The organism is Mesotoga sp. UBA5825, from assembly GCF_002432955.1.
GTDB lineage: Bacteria > Thermotogota > Thermotogae > Petrotogales > Kosmotogaceae > Mesotoga.
Map to the genome: position 1 here is coordinate 1 of NZ_DJHG01000031.1, position 16,862 is coordinate 16,862.

The 16,862-nt window shown below is 48.5% G+C and carries 13 protein-coding genes; 3 read left to right on the top strand and 10 right to left on the bottom strand.

The annotated features are described in order from the left end of the window. Positions 1 to 521 precede the first annotated feature (521 nt). From B3N33_RS03375 to B3N33_RS03410, 8 genes are all read right to left on the bottom strand, one after another. Positions 522 to 1,412, bottom strand: coding sequence for an ROK family protein (locus B3N33_RS03375; protein WP_214061304.1), 891 nt, complete (start codon positions 1,410 to 1,412; stop codon positions 522 to 524). A gap of 255 nt (positions 1,413 to 1,667) precedes the next feature. Next, positions 1,668 to 1,997, bottom strand: coding sequence for a cache domain-containing protein (locus B3N33_RS03380; RefSeq protein WP_292592174.1), 330 nt, complete (start codon positions 1,995 to 1,997; stop codon positions 1,668 to 1,670). 160 nt (positions 1,998 to 2,157) lie between these two features. Continuing rightward, complete coding sequence (locus B3N33_RS03385) at positions 2,158 to 2,868, bottom strand: N-acetylmannosamine-6-phosphate 2-epimerase (protein ID WP_292592175.1); 711 nt, start codon at positions 2,866 to 2,868, stop codon at positions 2,158 to 2,160. A gap of 682 nt (positions 2,869 to 3,550) precedes the next feature. Then, the gene (locus B3N33_RS03390; RefSeq protein WP_292592176.1) at positions 3,551 to 5,062 is read right to left on the bottom strand and encodes a DUF4127 family protein; all 1,512 of its coding nucleotides are present in this window, start codon (positions 5,060 to 5,062) and stop codon (positions 3,551 to 3,553) included. 937 nt (positions 5,063 to 5,999) lie between these two features. After that, on the bottom strand, positions 6,000 to 6,827 hold the full coding sequence (locus tag B3N33_RS03395) for a carbohydrate ABC transporter permease (RefSeq protein ID WP_214061271.1): 828 nt from the start codon (positions 6,825 to 6,827) through the stop codon (positions 6,000 to 6,002). Beyond that, a complete protein-coding gene (locus B3N33_RS03400) occupies positions 6,824 to 7,723 on the bottom strand; it encodes a carbohydrate ABC transporter permease (protein WP_214061272.1) in 900 nt (299 codons plus the stop codon). The genes B3N33_RS03395 and B3N33_RS03400 overlap by 4 nt, the downstream gene beginning before the upstream one ends. Positions 7,724 to 7,726: 3 nt before the next feature. Further along, the gene (locus tag B3N33_RS03405) at positions 7,727 to 8,980 is read right to left on the bottom strand and encodes an ABC transporter substrate-binding protein (protein ID WP_214061273.1); all 1,254 of its coding nucleotides are present in this window, start codon (positions 8,978 to 8,980) and stop codon (positions 7,727 to 7,729) included. Between the two features lie 2 nt (positions 8,981 to 8,982). Further along, complete coding sequence (locus tag B3N33_RS03410) at positions 8,983 to 10,416, bottom strand: DUF4434 domain-containing protein (RefSeq protein ID WP_292592177.1); 1,434 nt, start codon at positions 10,414 to 10,416, stop codon at positions 8,983 to 8,985. A 711-nt stretch (positions 10,417 to 11,127) separates the two neighbouring features. Between B3N33_RS03410 and B3N33_RS03415 the strand changes: the two genes are divergently transcribed. Further along, positions 11,128 to 11,592, top strand: a complete 465-nt coding sequence (locus B3N33_RS03415; protein WP_214061275.1) for a GyrI-like domain-containing protein — start codon at positions 11,128 to 11,130, stop codon at positions 11,590 to 11,592. Between the two features lie 175 nt (positions 11,593 to 11,767). Here B3N33_RS03415 and B3N33_RS03420 read toward each other — a convergent pair whose 3' ends face one another. Continuing rightward, a complete protein-coding gene (locus tag B3N33_RS03420) occupies positions 11,768 to 13,156 on the bottom strand; it encodes a transglutaminase-like domain-containing protein (RefSeq protein WP_214061276.1) in 1,389 nt (462 codons plus the stop codon). Between the two features lie 846 nt (positions 13,157 to 14,002). On the opposite strand from B3N33_RS03420, the gene nagA reads away from it, so the two are divergent. Both nagA and B3N33_RS03430 read left to right on the top strand, forming a co-directional pair. Next, entirely contained in the window at positions 14,003 to 15,109 is a 1,107-nt protein-coding gene (gene nagA / locus B3N33_RS03425) for an N-acetylglucosamine-6-phosphate deacetylase (protein WP_292592178.1), read from the top strand. Positions 15,110 to 15,436: 327 nt separating this feature from the next. Continuing rightward, a complete protein-coding gene (locus B3N33_RS03430) occupies positions 15,437 to 16,102 on the top strand; it encodes a prolyl oligopeptidase family serine peptidase (RefSeq protein ID WP_099828424.1) in 666 nt (221 codons plus the stop codon). On the opposite strand, the gene B3N33_RS03435 is transcribed toward B3N33_RS03430, so the two are convergent. Next, positions 16,094 to 16,441: a hypothetical protein gene (locus tag B3N33_RS03435; RefSeq protein ID WP_102819448.1), complete on the bottom strand. Its 348-nt coding sequence runs from the start codon at positions 16,439 to 16,441 to the stop codon at positions 16,094 to 16,096. The two genes, B3N33_RS03430 and B3N33_RS03435, sit on opposite strands and share 9 nt — an antisense overlap. Positions 16,442 to 16,862: the final 421 nt, after the last annotated feature.

Sequence of the window (16,862 nt, forward strand, 5' to 3'; positions counted from 1 at the left end):
CAACACGCGGGGTTCGGGTCTGGAGTCTGGGGTCTGGCTAGCAGAAATGGTTGACCAATTCAAGACTATTAGTGCTAGTGAGGCAGTGTTCCCGGGATCTGTGCTTTTGATCCTATCGAAGGACGGGCCCATGATCCGGGACGAAGGACCAAGGACGTCTCCTCACAGCTTATAGCGTCACTTAGCAAGCGCCCAGCGATTCTTATGGAGCCTGTCAGTCCCTATCTTCGTGCTGCCTGCAGGGACGCTTTCAAGAGCAGAACCCGTGCAGAACCATTACGGGATGACCCTAAACAGGTGCGTTTCAGGGCAGGCTCAACATGATGATGACAGTTTTTTCTTGCTTTCCGTCATTCTGACATGCATCTGGTCAGAATCTCGATCTTTGAAACAGTTGCAAGTGACAAGTTGCGAGTTGCAGTGTGCCAGAGCAAAAGCCAATAAAATCTATAAGTCTCTTGAAATGCTCTCTTCTCGGTGGACGGCGGACCGTTGACGGACAACGTTGTCTTCGTCAGCTATCAGCGGTTCTTTCCCCGGCCCATCGCATAGACGGCTGCGCCGATAATCCCTGCGTCATTTCCCGAAAGCGACAGAACTACGTCATCAGGTGTGTACAGGGATGATCCGGAGAGTGATGCAAGTTCTTCTCTCAGGCTCTCCAGGAAGCGGCTACCGAGCTCGCATACTCCGCCTCCAACAACTACTATATCTGGATCAAAACTGAGGAAAACCGAATCAATCATTATCGCAAGATCTGCTGCAACTGTATTGACGGCCATTTCAACCACCGGATTCCCATTCAGATACTGTTCAATGAGTGTTGCTCTTGTCATCTCGTGGCCTGCAGCGGCAGCTGCAAGGCTGTGAATGAGTCGCATAGAGACATACTCCTCGGCACACCCGGCCTTGCCGCAGTTACAAGGCTTTCCGCCGGGATGTAGAACGACGTGTCCGAATTCCCCTGCTTCGCCCCTTTTTCCAGGAAGGGGCTTACCGTTAATGATTACTCCGCCGCCAAGACCGGTGCCCACCGTCAACATGACAAGTGTTTCTTTGTGAGGATAGTTGCAGAACCATTCACCGAGAGCGGCGGCATTTGCATCGTTCAGAACGGCGGTGTGGACGCCCGTCTTCTCCTCAATCAAACTCTTAAGCGGTATCCCCGTCCAGTTCGGAAGGTTTGCCGTTGCAAGGCTGACGCATTCGGTTATCGGGTCGACCCTGCCGGCGGTTCCTATGCCGATTGCATCAAGTTTATTAGAGGTCAGTTCTTCCTGAACTATCTCCATGAGCTGTTCTTTGAGGTCAAGAGATGTCGCGTAGAGCCTTTTTCCGGAAAGAGCGCCACTTGAATCGACTACCCCCGTCTTGATCATCGTACCACCGATGTCTATACCTAATGCAAACATTCAAACACCCCGCTGCCAGACTCAGCCGCTTCAGTCTTCGCGAATTACTTCATGCTCACTTATGATGCTAATCTATAGGAACATCATTTTCCACTATTCAAAGCGAAAGAGATCACTGGTCCTGTTTGTAATAATCCATGCCCAGCACGTAAGTTTTCCCATCGTGAGTTGCAGATGTCACATACGCGCTCTTGAATGTGGCCGGTCCACCGTCAGGCAATGGCCAGTAGAAGTCCAGCCAGCCGCCTCCCTGATTCAGGGCGATTTCGAAGATCCTGACTTCATGTACAGCCCGTTCTTACCCTTTAGAGAGATCAGGTTCTTCCCTTCAAAGACCGTCGGGTTTCCTGCGTTGACAAGGTTTGTCTCGCTGTCGTTGTAGACGAAGATGTATTCCTCGCCAATAAAGAACTCACCGTCTCTATCGTAGAAGAGCGGGAAGACACTGGTTCCATTTTCTTCGATCGGCCTGGCCGCCTTCTCGACTATTTCCTGGATTTCGAGCCTCTTCTCTTCTTCGTTCATACCAATCGCAACCGTTAGAGTCAAGAGTACAACAAAAAGAACTGCAAACAGACGCTTCAAAGTCTTACCACCTTGTTTCTTTTGTTACTTCAATAGACTCTTTCTTGAGAACCTATGGTTCCTTCATCATGAACATCTACAGAGAGGATTCAAAATCCGCAACTATTGCATTTGAAGCAGCTTCGGAATTACTACGCTTCAGCAAAGCAAATGGAACGATCTAGTTCCGGGACTTGAACCCCTCTTTCTTCCACTCCTCGAGATAACTTGTGAATCTCTTTGTTATCAACTGAGGTCTGGTGATCACACTGCCCACAGTAACCGAAAAGGCCCCGGCCTCAAGGGCCTTCACAACCTGTTCCGGCTCCCAGTAATTGCCCTCCGCAATCACCGGAATGTCGAACTCTTCGGTCAGCGCTTCTACCAGCCGGATATCAGGCTTTGGTCTCTCGAGTGTCTCATCTGTGTATCCCGAAAGCGTGGTAGCGAGAAAATCGGGCTTGAGACGGGATACTTCCCTCGCATCAGCAACGCCTGATATATCTGCCATTATGAGCCTTTTGGGGAACTCCTCTCTTATTGCGGCAAATATCGAATCGAGGGGTTCCGGTCTCCTTCTAAGGGTGCAGTCTATAGCGACAACGTCGGCTCCTGCTCTCAAAACTGAAAGAGCGTCTTGAGAAGTCGGCGTTATGTAAACCGGGTAACCCTCCATGTTTTGTTTGATCAGGCCGATTACCGGTATGTCGAAGGCGGCCTTTATGTCTTCAATGTCCTGTGTTCCGTTTGCTCTTATCGCAGCTGCCCCTCCCATGATGGCGGCCCTGGCCATCAAAACCATTATTCCCCGGCCGTGGAGAGGCTCGTCCTCAAGAGCCTGACATGAAACGATTATTCTCTTCTCTATCTTCTTAAGAAGTTCTGAACGCAATTCAGCCACCTCTTGTTTTGCCTTTCTGCACACTCATCATTATATACATCATCTTCTTTGGAAGTCTATCATCTGGTTCTCAGCTACGGAATCAGTCATCATCATAAAGTAGACCATACTGTATGCACTTCTACGCTCTTGATCTTAGTCCCTGCTTGGACATCGGGGAGTGGGTTCTTGCGAAAATATGCACTGATCGGTTCCGTNNGTTCTTCGTTCTTGGTGAAGTTCATAATTCAAGAGTCTGAAGATCCTGACCGGTATCATGTCAGAAGTGAGTGAAAAAAGCGGATGACAAAGTGAGTGGATTTATGGGCATGCTTCAACGGCAAGACGCGTTACCAGCTACTCGTTCTCAGTAGCATCAGAAAATTGTGAATGGGTCACAGTCGGTTCTTTCCGCCAAACCCCAGACCCTACACTCAGTACCCACCGGGACAATGCTATTGGAGCTGCTTTCTCTCCTCACTCTTGCTAGTCTCGAATATGGTTTTTCTCGAAGCGGAGCTCTCCCCATCGATCTCTCTAGATCTTCCGCTCGTTCCTTCAGAGGTGCACCCCTTACGCCATTGCGTGGACCTCTCTCAAGGGAGGACTTAAGATCAGGATCATCAGGAGCCATATACAGCACATTTTGTCAGGGGAAAAGGAGTATCATATGACTTCTCATTAACTCCCTGACTTACGGGTAATTTTCAGCTCTCGGCACAACCGAAAGACCCAGTTCAAAGGATCTGTGCCAGGGAAAGAAGAGCCTGTCGATCTCGAATTCTATTCCCAGTGCCTTTCTAACTGGAGGGATATAGGAATCCAGCTCTCTTCTTACGAATTCTTCGGCCCATGGTTCGACAGGGATAACGGTCCACGGCTTTGCCCCTCTCTTTTCAGCCTCAATCAGCAGTTCTTTCCGGATATTTGACTGGAAGGCCCAGTGTTCCAGAAAGAAGATCGCCTGCAGCCTTTTGAGCAGTGATTGATCAAGATTCAGCAGGCCCTTCCTACCAAGAAGTTGAACAATCGAATGGGCACAGACCGTTCCGAGAGTATTTCCGGCCGTATTCCAGGCCGAATAGTTCGTCTCCAGCCAGTTGAGTTTCCGTCTCTTCAGAAGCTCTTCTACAAGATAGTTGTCAGCGCCGTTTGTATACTTCACATCGGCTATTCCTATTATCTTACCATCGGCTTTTTCGATTTCCTGAAAGAACCTGTCGTACGAACTCGAGTCTTCAAATGCGGAGAGCTGTTGAGAACTATCCAGACCGACTTCTGGATTGTTCGCCAGAAGCAGAATCTCTCCTCCCCTCTCGAACACCCTCCCTCCGGCCGCCTCTATGTGATTGCGAATACCTTCACAGAGCGGCGAGCCTTCATAGGGCGGAATGAATTCCTTATAGTCAGGAGAAGAGTAGCGGACCTCAAAGGCAGGGATTTCTCCCAACGATTCACAGAGGACTCTGGCGAGAAGGCTGAGTGTCGCCTCGTCCGCTCCTGCGTGAATTGAGACCTTCGAGTTGATACCGAGAGAGTCGACTTTGGCCCGGTGAATCTCGCTCTCTGCAAGCGATATGCTCTCCTTGCTGTTGTCGTCGAGAACGAGATTCAGGAAGTCAATTATGCCTCTGTCTACCAGTTCTATTACTGAAGAGACCAGCTTGCGGTTTCTTATACGTCTCATCAGATAATCCGTTACGAAGTGAGTCGGGATCTTTTTAAGCTTTTCGATCACCGAGCGGTAAACCCTCTCGCCTCTAAAGCTCCTTGCGAGGAGCCTCGAGAGGTCGTAGACGTCCAGCCCGAAGTACTGCCAGTAGTCCGGTTCCTCCTCGGCCGAATTGTAGAATGGAGTCCTCGTGACTGTTGTCGTCGCGTAGATCTTCACGTCCAGTTTTTTCAGCTCCTCCAGCAGGCCGAGTCTTTCAAAGAGGGTGTCCAGAGTATCCAGGCTCAGTCGCGATGGTATGAGCCCGCCGTGGACGAGCATGTCGACAGAAATGACCAGGTAATCACCCGGCAGGACAGTCTCTTCAAGCCATTTCAACAACCGGCGAATATCTGGGGGCGTTTTCTTTGCCCCCAGATAGGATTTCGGCGGAGTAACTACGTTTATGTTTGCGGCTCGCGCCAGTAGAAGGAAATAGTCTCTCGTGCAGAATCGCTCATCTACAGGGAGAAAGACAATTCTATTTGCGAACATATACTATTCCATTGCCCAGACCGTAGCCTCAGCAAGCATAGTCCATGCGGCACCTCTTGGCCTGATCTCGATCTTCACATATCTCGCAAGTACGGGTTCAGAAGGTGACCAGTGTATCTCGTTTATGAATTCATTCTGTGGCGGGNNGTCCGATGGACTTCGGTTCGAGTAGATCGATAATTATCGTCGGGTTGATTGCGGGATTGTCGAAGCCGATCATGTCGGCCCAAGAGTATCTCGCAAAACCGTCGGTAACCTTAACTGAATCGGTATCGGGGTAGGCGTCCGAAGGAAGCGGAATCAGCATGTACGGTTTGCCGACAGATACGGTAGCCGCGTAAGTCAGATCCAACAATCCCCCGACCACAGCATCCAGTTCTTCGGGGAGCGCTCCGTCACCAACGACAACCTCGGCGATCATTGTCCAGGCATCTCCGCCGGGAACGATCTCGATCTTTACGTATCTTCCGTAGCCAACGAATTCCTCGCTAGCCCAGTAGAGCGTGGCGATTGTGTCGTTGGCAACCGGCGCCTCGGCGTAGGTTATCCCCATGCCCAGATCCTCATACAGTTCCCCGTCTTCGGAGATCGACACTATGAAATACTCCGGCATATTGACGGCCGACGGAGCGGAGTACATAACCTTTAGAGCAACGTAAGATACCTCTTCGTAAATGTCCCCGAGATCGACAACTATCGTTGGATTTGCAGCGGGATTCTCCCACCCGACCATATCGCCCCAGCTGAAGCTGAAGCTTCCATCGGTCAGTTTGCTTCCGGGGTCGGCGTAATTTGGATTCGGCCCGGGACTGAGCGTATATGTCTTTCCGGCCGCAACGTTGAACTCACCTGCAAGTACGAGAGACGCCACCAGTAATGCTAGTAGAACTACTATTCCCTTTTTCAACATTCCAGATCCCTCCTTATTTAAGGTACTCTATGATTTGATGCCTCCAACCTGTATCCCTTGAATAAACGTCTTTTGAGCAAGGAAGAAGAGAACGATTATGGGTAGAGTCATTAACACAGAACCGCCCATGAGTTGCGGCCAGGCAGTGGTTCGAGATGTCGACAGCTGCTGAAGACCAATCGAGAGTGTGTACATTCGATCGTCGTTCAGATAGATGAGAGGATTCAGAAAATCCGTCCATGTCCAAATAAAAATGAACAGCGCAGAAGTCGCCAGAGCCGGTTTTGACAGGGGAAGATACACCTTAAGAAAGATCCTCCACTCGTTAGCACCGTCAAGTTTGGCCGCGTCAGAATACTCCCTCGGAACGGTATCGAAAAACTGCTTCAGAAGGAATATCGAAAAGGCGCCTCCAAAAAAAGTAGGCACTATTAGTGGCAAGAAGGTGCCGACCCAGCCTAGTCTGTTGAAGAGAACGAACTGGGGTATCATCGTGACCTGCGGCGGAATCATGAGCGTGACCAGCAGAATCCTGAAGAGGATCTTCTTCCCGGGTATCCTGAAGTATGAGAAGCCAAAGGCCACAATCGAGGACGAAAGCATGAAGCCAAGCAAAGTCATTCCTGTGACAAATACCGTGTTGAGGGTGTATCTCAAGAAGGGGAGCTCCGTGAGCAGCTCGGCATAGTTTGACCACAGAACCTCGGAAGGCCACCAGACAGGCGGAAAGGCGAAAACATCGTCATAGGACTTCAGAGATGTCGAAAACATCCAGAAGAAAGGGATAATGAAAAATACGGCGCCTGCAATAAGCAAGAGATATATCCAGACTTTGTTCAGAGTCTTTTTCTTCATGGCTTATCTACTCCCCCGAAGTACCCGTACTTTCCAAAGAACTTGAACACGAAGAATATCGCGACCGAAGTCATTACGAGGAGGATCCAGGCCATCGCGCTCGCGTAACCCATCTTATAGAACTGAAAGCCGTTTTTATAGATCGACAGAGCATAGACAAGCGTCGAGTTCTCCGGTCCGCCAGCCGTCATTATGAAAACGCTCGTGAACGACTGGAAGGAGTTTATTATACCCATGACCACATTGAAGAGTATCACGGGACTGAGCATTGGAAGCGTAATCTTCGTGAATGCCGCTATTCTACCAGCGCCATCCAGTTCGGCCGCTTCGTAAAGCTCCGAAGGGATATTCTGAAGGCCTGCGAGGTAGATTACCATCGCTCCGCCCACGCCCCAAATGCTCGTGAGAATCAAGGCCGGTTTCGACCATAGCGGATCGGTCAGCCAACCCGGAGTGGGGAGTCCGATCCTCTCAAGAAGCAGGTTGACCGGCCCGAACTGGGGATTGAGAAACCACTTCCACAGAAGGGCCGTCGCGACTGCGGGAACTATGCTCGGCAGAAAGTACAGAGTTCTGAATATCGCAAGGAATCTGACCTTGGTGTTCAATAGAAGAGCTACCAGTATACTCAGAATCTGCGCCAACGGGATGCCAATTATTGCGAGATACAGAGTGTTATATATGGACTTCCAGAAGAGCGAGTCCCTGAATAGCTGAACGTAGTTGTCAAGTCCTGCCCAGCGCGGCGATGACAGACCGCTGTAATACGTGAAGCTGAAATACAGTGAAGCGATTATCGGGTATGCGGTAAAAACCGCCAGCCCGATCAGCCATGGAGATAGAAAGAGCAGCCCCATACGGGCCTCTCTAGCCCTTGACTTTGCCGCTTTTCTCATACTTTACCTGTACCTCTCCAGTTCCCTTATGACTGCTTGCTGAACATCGTTCAATGCCTGTTCGGCAGTCTTCGCTCCACTCTGAACGTACTGCAGCGCCTGATTCAGCTCCTCCATGTAGTACAGTCCGATCGGAAGCGTGGGGAAGAAATATACGTAACCGTCGGTCAGCATATCGATATATATCTCCATGTTAGGCAGCATCTTCGACTGGAAGAGAGGATCGTCGATCGCTTCAACCCGGGGAGGTATGTTCGACAATTCAGCTGCAAATCTTGCGGCCTGACTGGAATCGGTCAACCAATTCAGAAACTTAAAGGATTCGTCGGGATGCTTCGACCCTTTTGGGATAGCCCAGAAGGAGCCGTTCAGATAGGCGACCTTCTCTCTGCCGCCCTCAGGAGCAGGGAAGGGAGAGACTCCGTACTCGAAATCGCTCTTAGCAAACTGCTTTATGAAAAGCAGCTCCCACTGCCCGGCCTCCTGGATCGCCAGCTGTCCCCGGTAGAAGGGATTGTAAGGGCTTGCCATCTCTCCCCAGGTTGCCTGGAAGACCCTGATCTTCTGTAGATCGAACTTCTTGTAGTACGAGGCCACCCACTCGAGCGCCGCGACGTTGCCGGGATGGTCGGCCGTTATCTCCTCTGTTTCGGGATTCCAAAGCTGGCCCCCGAACACGTAGAAATAGATGTGACTTATGTTTGGCAGAAAGCCAAGCCTCCGGATATTCCCTCTCGTATCCTGTCTGAAAAGCAGTTCGGCATACTCGTCCAGCTCTTTGATATTCTCCGGCGGTCTGTCCGGATCAACGCCAACTTCTTCGAAAAGAGCCTTATTCCACATGAAGGCGTAGGCATTGAGCGTTGTCGGAAGGCCGTACTTCGTTCCCCTGTACGCTCCGTAAGACCAGACTCCGGGAAGGTAGTCCGACTCGTCGATACCTGCGGAGTCGAGATAGTCGTTAAGAGGAATAAGCGCGCCACTCTCGCCTAGCGGTACTACCATCCAGTCCCAGATGGTCACTACGTCAGGCGTTGAAGAACCCGCAAGAGCGGTGTTTATTTTCTCACCCTGACCTATCGGAACAAATACCGGCCTAACAACTATTTCATTCTGGCTCGCGTTGAATTCATCTACGAGAGCGAGGAGGGCCTTTCCTTCATCTCCTCCCCAGGCATACCAGAAGGCCAGCTCCGTCTTGGCGAGAGCAAATATTGAAAGAACCAGCAAAACGGCAACAACAACTATCTTCTTCATGATCAATCCCCCAATCCTATGTATTCTTTGTAGGCCTCATAAAGCTCTTCGGCTTTCCCTCCAAGCCTTGGAGTCATGTAGTGCGGGAAATCGAATATGATCACCTTCTCAGTGAAAGGAGACTGCATCTTAAGTTGATCTATCACCCTATCGATGTCGGCAGGAACGGCCTGCCAGCTACCCGCATCTACCGGCCAGCCGTGAATCTGATTGAAGACCTCGACGTTGACCCAGAACTCCACTCCGTGCTTGTCCATGACGGGTTTGAGAGCCTCTATTACACCCGCAGACTCGGCCACAGTCGTTCTTCTCGTTCCGACACCGTCCTGCATCGCTATGATGTCCACCTTCGCTTCGCTAAGCACATAGTCCCACCATTCGGCATACGCTTCGCCATTCGGGTTGATTCCGAAGTATGGAGAGATCATCACCGGCTTTCTGGTGAGAAACTTCGCATAGGTCGCCATTGATTTCAGATAGGTTCTGATTCCGTCTTTCCTGCTCTGCGTGAGGAAATTCCTGTCGTCTATCTCCTCAGGAAGATACCAACCGGCCAGTGATTTATGGGAACCGTAAAGACCGAACAGCTCAGTCAAGATCCTTTGATTGTTGTTGGCCTGTTCTTTCGGATCGAACACTCCGGACCAGTAAGAAGGGTTCAAGGAAAGGCCGAGGAAGACTTTCATATCCAGAGCGTCGGCCGCTTTAAGGAGTTCGCCGAGTGTATCACTGACGGTTGCCTGCTTGTTTTCTTCCCATGTAACCTTCCCGGCAGCCATGAAGCCTTTGCCATCGTTTGAAATCGCCACTTCGAATCCCTTCTCAGGGATCTGAACACCGGATATTTCAGACCTCATGAACTTGACTGCCACAGAATCTATAGGGAGTATCTCTCCGAGATCGATCACTATCTCTATGGGCTTTTTTGGATACTGCCAGCCAACCATCGCTCCCCAGGCATAGTCGGCCACTCCGTCAGTCAGTTTTCCATCGGAAGGATAATTAGGACTAGCCTGCGGATCGACCGAATATGGTTTTCCGAGAGACATTACTTCTGCGCCCTTTTTGACTGTGATTTCGGGAATCATAGTCCATTCGGCACTTGAAGGTTCAATAACGATTCTCACGTACCTCGTCCTTGAAGAACCGCTCCAGACCAACTCGGCAATACTTTCGTCGGGAGAGATCTCGTCCGTCTTCATATACCTGGAGGGGTAATAAAACCTCTCCCCGTAAGCGCTGTACTGAATTATCACTGTGTCCATTCCGATCTCTTTCATAAGCGTGAGCTCATCATGCCACTGCTCTTCACCAAACTGGGAGAGCTGCCCGTCCAGCTGTATGAAAGCGCCCGTGATGTTTTTGACTTCGCCGGTGCCTGCAATAGCAGAAAGACTCAAAACCACCGATATAAATAAGATAGCAATCAGTTTCATATATTCAACCTCCTCTGAATTCTCATCACGTAATCAAACTACCAGAAACGATCGATTTCTCCAAAGTCAAGCAGGAGTCTATAGAAGCGTTCAGAAACGTCTACAAACAAAGGCATACAGGAAACCTTGAATAATTAGTAGAACTCCTGGAACAGGAACAAGGATGATCGATCTGCATTCTTCTGACAAGATTACCATTGATGAAACTCTGTGCCGTGTACCGGTTAAATCCAAATAGGAATTGTGAGCATATAGCTCTGCAAGAAACGGTCGATGTCGACTGCTCTATCTCAGTAATGGTGTTTACTACTTTTGGTGCCCACATTTTGCGGTCTACACTCTTGAGAGCGGATACCAATTGAAGCTACTTCCATTACAATCAATTAGTAGATGTCGGGGCTGGCTTTCGTACTGCTCTTGCACAACATCACGCTTGAGTCTGGCGATAATATGTCCGGTACCGCTATTACATTTATCAATGGTTATCCAGTTGACTCGGATTACACATGGCTTTCTGCTAGAGAGTAATGACAGGTTCAGTCCTGAGGACCGGCACTTTTTAATTCAGGTCGGGCCAAACGCCTACGGATTATAGATATTTCGGCAAAATGTATTATCACTAATTTGGTTTCTCGCGGATGATCTGATCCGATCAGCCAGGACCTGCTGATAACGGGATACCAATCACTGAAAGAATTGAAGGGGGTAACTATGCCGAGGCTAACACCTATAACATTATTAAAGCGCTGTGTAAGTTCCACTCTGGTTGTCCGCACAAAAACGAGCGTTCAGAATCTACCTTCTCTCATTGGAAAGTGCTATGGAGAGATTGCCGCCTATTTGGGCGAGATGGGGGAATCTCCCGCAGATATCCCATTTGTTGCTTATCACGATATGCAGAATCTCGACGTTGAGATAGGTTCCCCAGTTTCATCCGATCTGCCCGGAAAAGGTGACATCATTCAGAGCTGCATCCCCGAGGGGTTAAGCGTCTTTTCTGTCTACATGGGTCCATACAGCCAGATGGAGACGGTGTACAGCGAAATGGCCGAGTGGATTAGCAAGAATGGGTTCATTCCAACGGGGACAGTATACGAACACTATTACGACGGCCCTGATTTCCCCGAGAGCCAGTATCTGAAAAAAATAGTAATGCCCGTCAAGAAACCCGAATAGGCCTGGCATCTAGGAACCACTGAGCGCTGTAAAGAGCCAAGGCCCAGAGAAGAAGCGTCTGGGGACGCAAGGTTGGCTTCGCCAGGTCGTAATGCCCGGAGAAGCATCACTTCTGCATCTTGCAACTGATCTTTTGCTCTTACCGACCCCCTACCCGCTACCCCCTACCACGGCTCTATTTCAACAAAACCGTCTTCATGCTGAATGAATCCAGTATCGCGATAGTGACATCAAACTCCTCGTTGCCGAATTCGCTTTCAACAAATGGAGACTGCAGCGTGATCTCAAGCAGCTGAGTGTCGGCAGGTTTTTCGGCGGGCAGAAAGTCTACGGAATTTTGAACCACGAGTCTCAACGGGTCTTGGTTGCCAAAGAAGTAATCGATGAACGCCTTTCGCTCTTCCTCGGTAATACCATAAGTGTAGGTCGCAATCTGTCCTGCCGAGGTGTCTACAGGAACCCAACCGTAATTCGGCAGGTAGAACTCAGCCCAAAAATGAGAACCCAGCTGTCCGGAGAAAACCTGAAAGCCTCCCGGCGCCCTTGCAGGTATTCCGATGGATCTGCAGAGGGCTGAAAAGATCATCGACTGAGTACCGCAATCACCGTAACCGTGTTCGAAAGAGTAGAGGCTTTCCGGAATTCCGGCCGCCTCTATTGCAACGTGGGCCATAAAAGTGTATTTGATGTTTTCAACAACGTAGTAATATATCTTCTTTGCCTGGAGATAGGGATTTGTCTCATCACCTACGACGCTTCTGGCAAGCTCCTCGAACCTTTCATCGTAATAAATGCTTCCTTCAGACTTCGTGTATTCTCTGTAAAGCGAGCTTTCCTTGTCGTATTCGCCCACCTGATCGGGATCTATATCGAACTGCTGCTGATAGTGTGTGAAAGTAAATTGCACGGTTATGTCCAGATCTTCAACGAGATTTGAAAGATCGAATTCGAAAAGGACATAAGCTATATCACCGGAAGTTCTGGGAAGGCCGACCACCGCTTCCTTCGGGGTCACCTCAAGTACAGAGATATTCTCTTGAGCCGCCGTCTGCAGAGGAAGAGGGAACCAGATTCTCAGCGAACCTTTATCCGGCAGGAGGGATCTTTCGGTATTCACTCTGTATTCCACGAGGTAGTCCTTCGGGTTGAAATACGGGCTGTGAGCTGGCTTGAAGGAGGCGAAAGGCGTATTCTTTGGTCCGTACTCTTCTAGAAGGTACCTGACCAGCAAGACGTTGCCCGCTGACCACTCTGGCTCTCGCTCGACAAGTTCGGGATCGCGGGTAAAGAGGTTATGCTCCAAGTCTGTGTAATACATCTCTACACCGTCAATGATAGTTCTCTGTATGTCTCTTTCAACGATGAACTCTCTCACTTCTTCATCGCTCTTGAGCTCCGGATAATGTTTCACAATGATCTCTTTAGCCTCTTCGAATGTCAGCGAGAATTCCAGGGTGCTTTTCACTTCGTTCTGTCTTCTCAAATACTCGTCGGACCGTTGAAAGAAATTGCCAAAAGCAACCGTAGAAATAAGAACGATTACAAGAACCAGTTTCAATTTCATGGCTTACCCCCCTCTTTTCTGTTGCCTGATTGGACACAACAAAGCAAGTATATAATGATTGACTTTAGAAATTTAAACACTAATTGTAGTCTTATGATGTATTTTCGTCTTGTGATCTCAAGGGATGACCTTCGCAGTTTTCCCAGAAGTACGTATTTCAAGCGCTCAATATCCAGTGGAGCAGTGAAGCTAATCGGCGATAATTGGTACTGGCAAGCCCAAGAAACAGTCTACTCACCCTATCTCAGACTTAGAGGTTGAGAAACAAGACGTGTTCCAATGAAGAAGACTTCAGAAAACTGTCTATAATCCCATCAATAGGCCTTCTCAAAGCCAAGTAGTGGCAACATTCCGACTTTCATTTATTTTTTTCACTATATTGGCTCATTTCAGAGCTTCAACTGACAAACCGTTAAGCCATTTTATATGCCCAATGTAAGGCTATAGCTTGATCTTACTGCTGTAAAAGTTCTGATGCTATCTAGACGGTGATGCCTGTACTCTTATCAAAGCAAACTAGATGTNNGAGTCCCTAAAGAGCGTTATAGAGAGCTTCGCTTCTTGACAGCGAGAATTGATAAACATCGGCAGTCAACGGCCCGTCGTTCTCCGACAAGAAAGAGAAATGCAGCCAGAGGTGCAGAAGCCTTGCAGTTAACCGTTAACGGCTCACTTTCCGAAAACAGAGCATACGCCCCCTCTCTTCCAAAGGCGAAGAATGTCTTATCGTTCTAGAGATGTCTTTCATACCCCCTGTATCCTCCCTGCCACCAAGTGACTTCGCTCATGCGTTGTACGGATTTCTCCCAATGATGTAATAATTGAGTCTGAAGGGAGATGACTTGAATGGAATTAAAAAGGGTTCTCGTTGTTGACCCAGTCGATGGGGAATACATCGCAAATATCAGAATATCTGGAAACAAAATCGAATCAATTGCGAAAACGGGCGGAGATTTCAGTTCAATAGCCATGCCTGGCTTTGTCGATACGCATTCGCATGGTGCAGTTGGAATTAACTGCATGACGATGAATACAAGAGATCTTGAAAGGTGGGAGGAGTTCGCTGTAACTCATGGTGTGACTTCTCTTCTTCCAACGACAGTTTCTGCTGAAGCGAAAGAAATGAAAAGAGTTGCTGATCTTGTTTCTGACTATGTTACCGAGAGGCCCAGAACAGCAGTTAGGGGAGTTCATTTTGAAGGCCCATACATAAACCCAAAGAAAAGGGGCGCTCAGAACCCCTCTGTAATAAGACCTGCAACAGTTGAAGAACTTAGGTCTGTGCTATCGGATATCGTTATGCTCATAACAATGGCTCCGGAAATCGAAGGCTTTCTTGAAGTTCTCCCCGAGATTGCAAAACGAGAAATCACTATCTCTATTGGACATACAGACGCCACCTATCATCAGATAAAGAAAGCTTACGAGAACGGCTGCAAGAGAATGACTCACTTTCCTAACGGAATGAACACGCTTCATCACAGGGAGATTGGTTGTGTTGGATCAGGGTTCTTGCTGCCCATGAAGCTGGAAATGATCGCAGACGGTATCCACACTGCGCCTGAATTCGTTGAAATGATTCATAAGATTCGTGGTAGTGAAGCCATAATTTTGGTCACTGATTCTCTTGATGCGACCGGACTGAATGACGGAACATATGATCTTGGAGGCCTAAGAGTAGAAGTCAATGGCAGCAAGGCAACTCTCGAAGATGGGACTCTTGCGGGAAGTACTCTTACCATGGACAGAGCTTCCAGAAACTTCAGGGAGTGGACCGGCTGCAGTCTTCAGGAACTATCGAGAGTCTCTTCCTACAACGCCCTTCAGAGCCTTGGAATCAGCAACAGAGGTAGACTGAAAGAAGGATCTATAGCGGATATAGTGATGCTTAATCGAGATCTGGCAGTTGAAGAAACTATCCTGGCAGGTCTTTCGATCTATAGAACCAGGTGAAGTTGACTAGACCCAGATCACTGCCGATCATTGTAGACTCATTGGGCCCTGGTCGCTCTCGAGCCACAAAAGCCCGATCTGTATGACCAACAGCTAATGACTCGGTATCAATAGAAAAATCAATAGAAAACATGTGCTCATAAACCTCCGATGCGTCTCATCAAGGTCAGCTAATATAGATTCTCACTCCTCTTGATGGACATCTGCCGGTATGTTGCTGATCAAAATCCTGCCGATGATCAAGACGTCTCTTACTGTGAATTAAGCTAAAGAATTCTACTTCCGTAATGTTATGCTGTTGATTGAAGACTGCCAGGAGGTGTGACAATGGAACTTCACTCATCAAGAATTAGTTATTCTCTAAACAGGAAGCTCGATTACTTGTTCTCACTCCCACTGCAGTACAACTCTGAAGGGAGTGATTGGCCCCTCATTCTCTTTCTTCACGGCGCAGGAGAGAGGGGAGACGATCTCAGGCTACTTAAGAAGCATGGAATTCCAAAAGTAGTGGATGAGATGACAGATTTTCCTTTCATAACAGTTTCACCTCAATGCCCGGAAAACGATTGGTGGCTTAACAGGCTTCAGGATCTGAGATTTCTTGTAGATTCAATAGTTGAACAGTATAGAGTTGACTCTTCAAGATTGTATCTGACAGGACTGTCAATGGGAGGATTTGGCACATGGCATATGGCCGTCGAGTACCCTAAACTCTTCTCGGCCATTGCACCAATCTGCGGCGGGGGACTAGGAATTCTTGGTTTCCCGGAGAGAGTCGCAGAGATCAAAGACCTTCCTGTTTGGGCCTTTCATGGTGAAAAGGACAACATAGTCTCGATTGAAGAGAGTAGAGTTCTCGTAAGGACACTGAAAGAGTTCGGTGCGCATCCCATGTTAACCATATATCCCGATGCCGGACACGATTCATGGACAGAAACTTACTCTAATCCCGAACTATACGAGTGGTTCATCAATAATCGAAAGTCAAGTTGATTTCATCCTTATTGGACTCGCCTGTGACCTATTGAACATGATGCCTGCCGGTTTGAGATTTCTTCTTCTGAAACCTCCCGGGCTCTTCTTCACTTGCTCACGCGCCTCTAGATAGGCTTTCAGAGACAGAATCCAGATAGCTCCGACAAGGATCCAGACAGCTATCAAAAGAAATAACAACCATCCAAAACCATCTAGTCTATCCCCAGCCCTCAAGAATCCAACAATTCCATAAACCGATACGGGTGTTACTATTCCGAGTAGAACGGATGCTCTTATGAAGTTGTTTCTTATGTGTCCTATTCTGGGCTTTTTGCTTCTTCTGACGGCAAAACCCATCAAAATCACCACCTCAAATTACCGTTACTCCTAACATGATAATTATACACTTCTTCTTTTATCTGGCCTTTAATAATAACCGATATGTGAACAACATCGACAGGATTCACTCAATGATTTCGTAACATGCTTACACAATAATCTGAACTCCGTCGCAACTGAGCTGCAAATTCTACCGCCCGCAAATGACTCAACTTTGACAGCGAGTAATCTAAAAACACCTACTGATCTTGCCTATCTCTGCTCCCAGAGCCATTTGGTGATAACGCTGCCAGACTTCTCTCCAGCAACGGGAGAGAATCCCTCTTATTCTAAAATAACGCTTCCGATCACAGAATCCCAGACCATGTTATCTTCATCAACAAGGGCAACTGTTGTGAATTCTGACCCAGAAGAGATTGTCTTCCAGTTCAGTCTTATT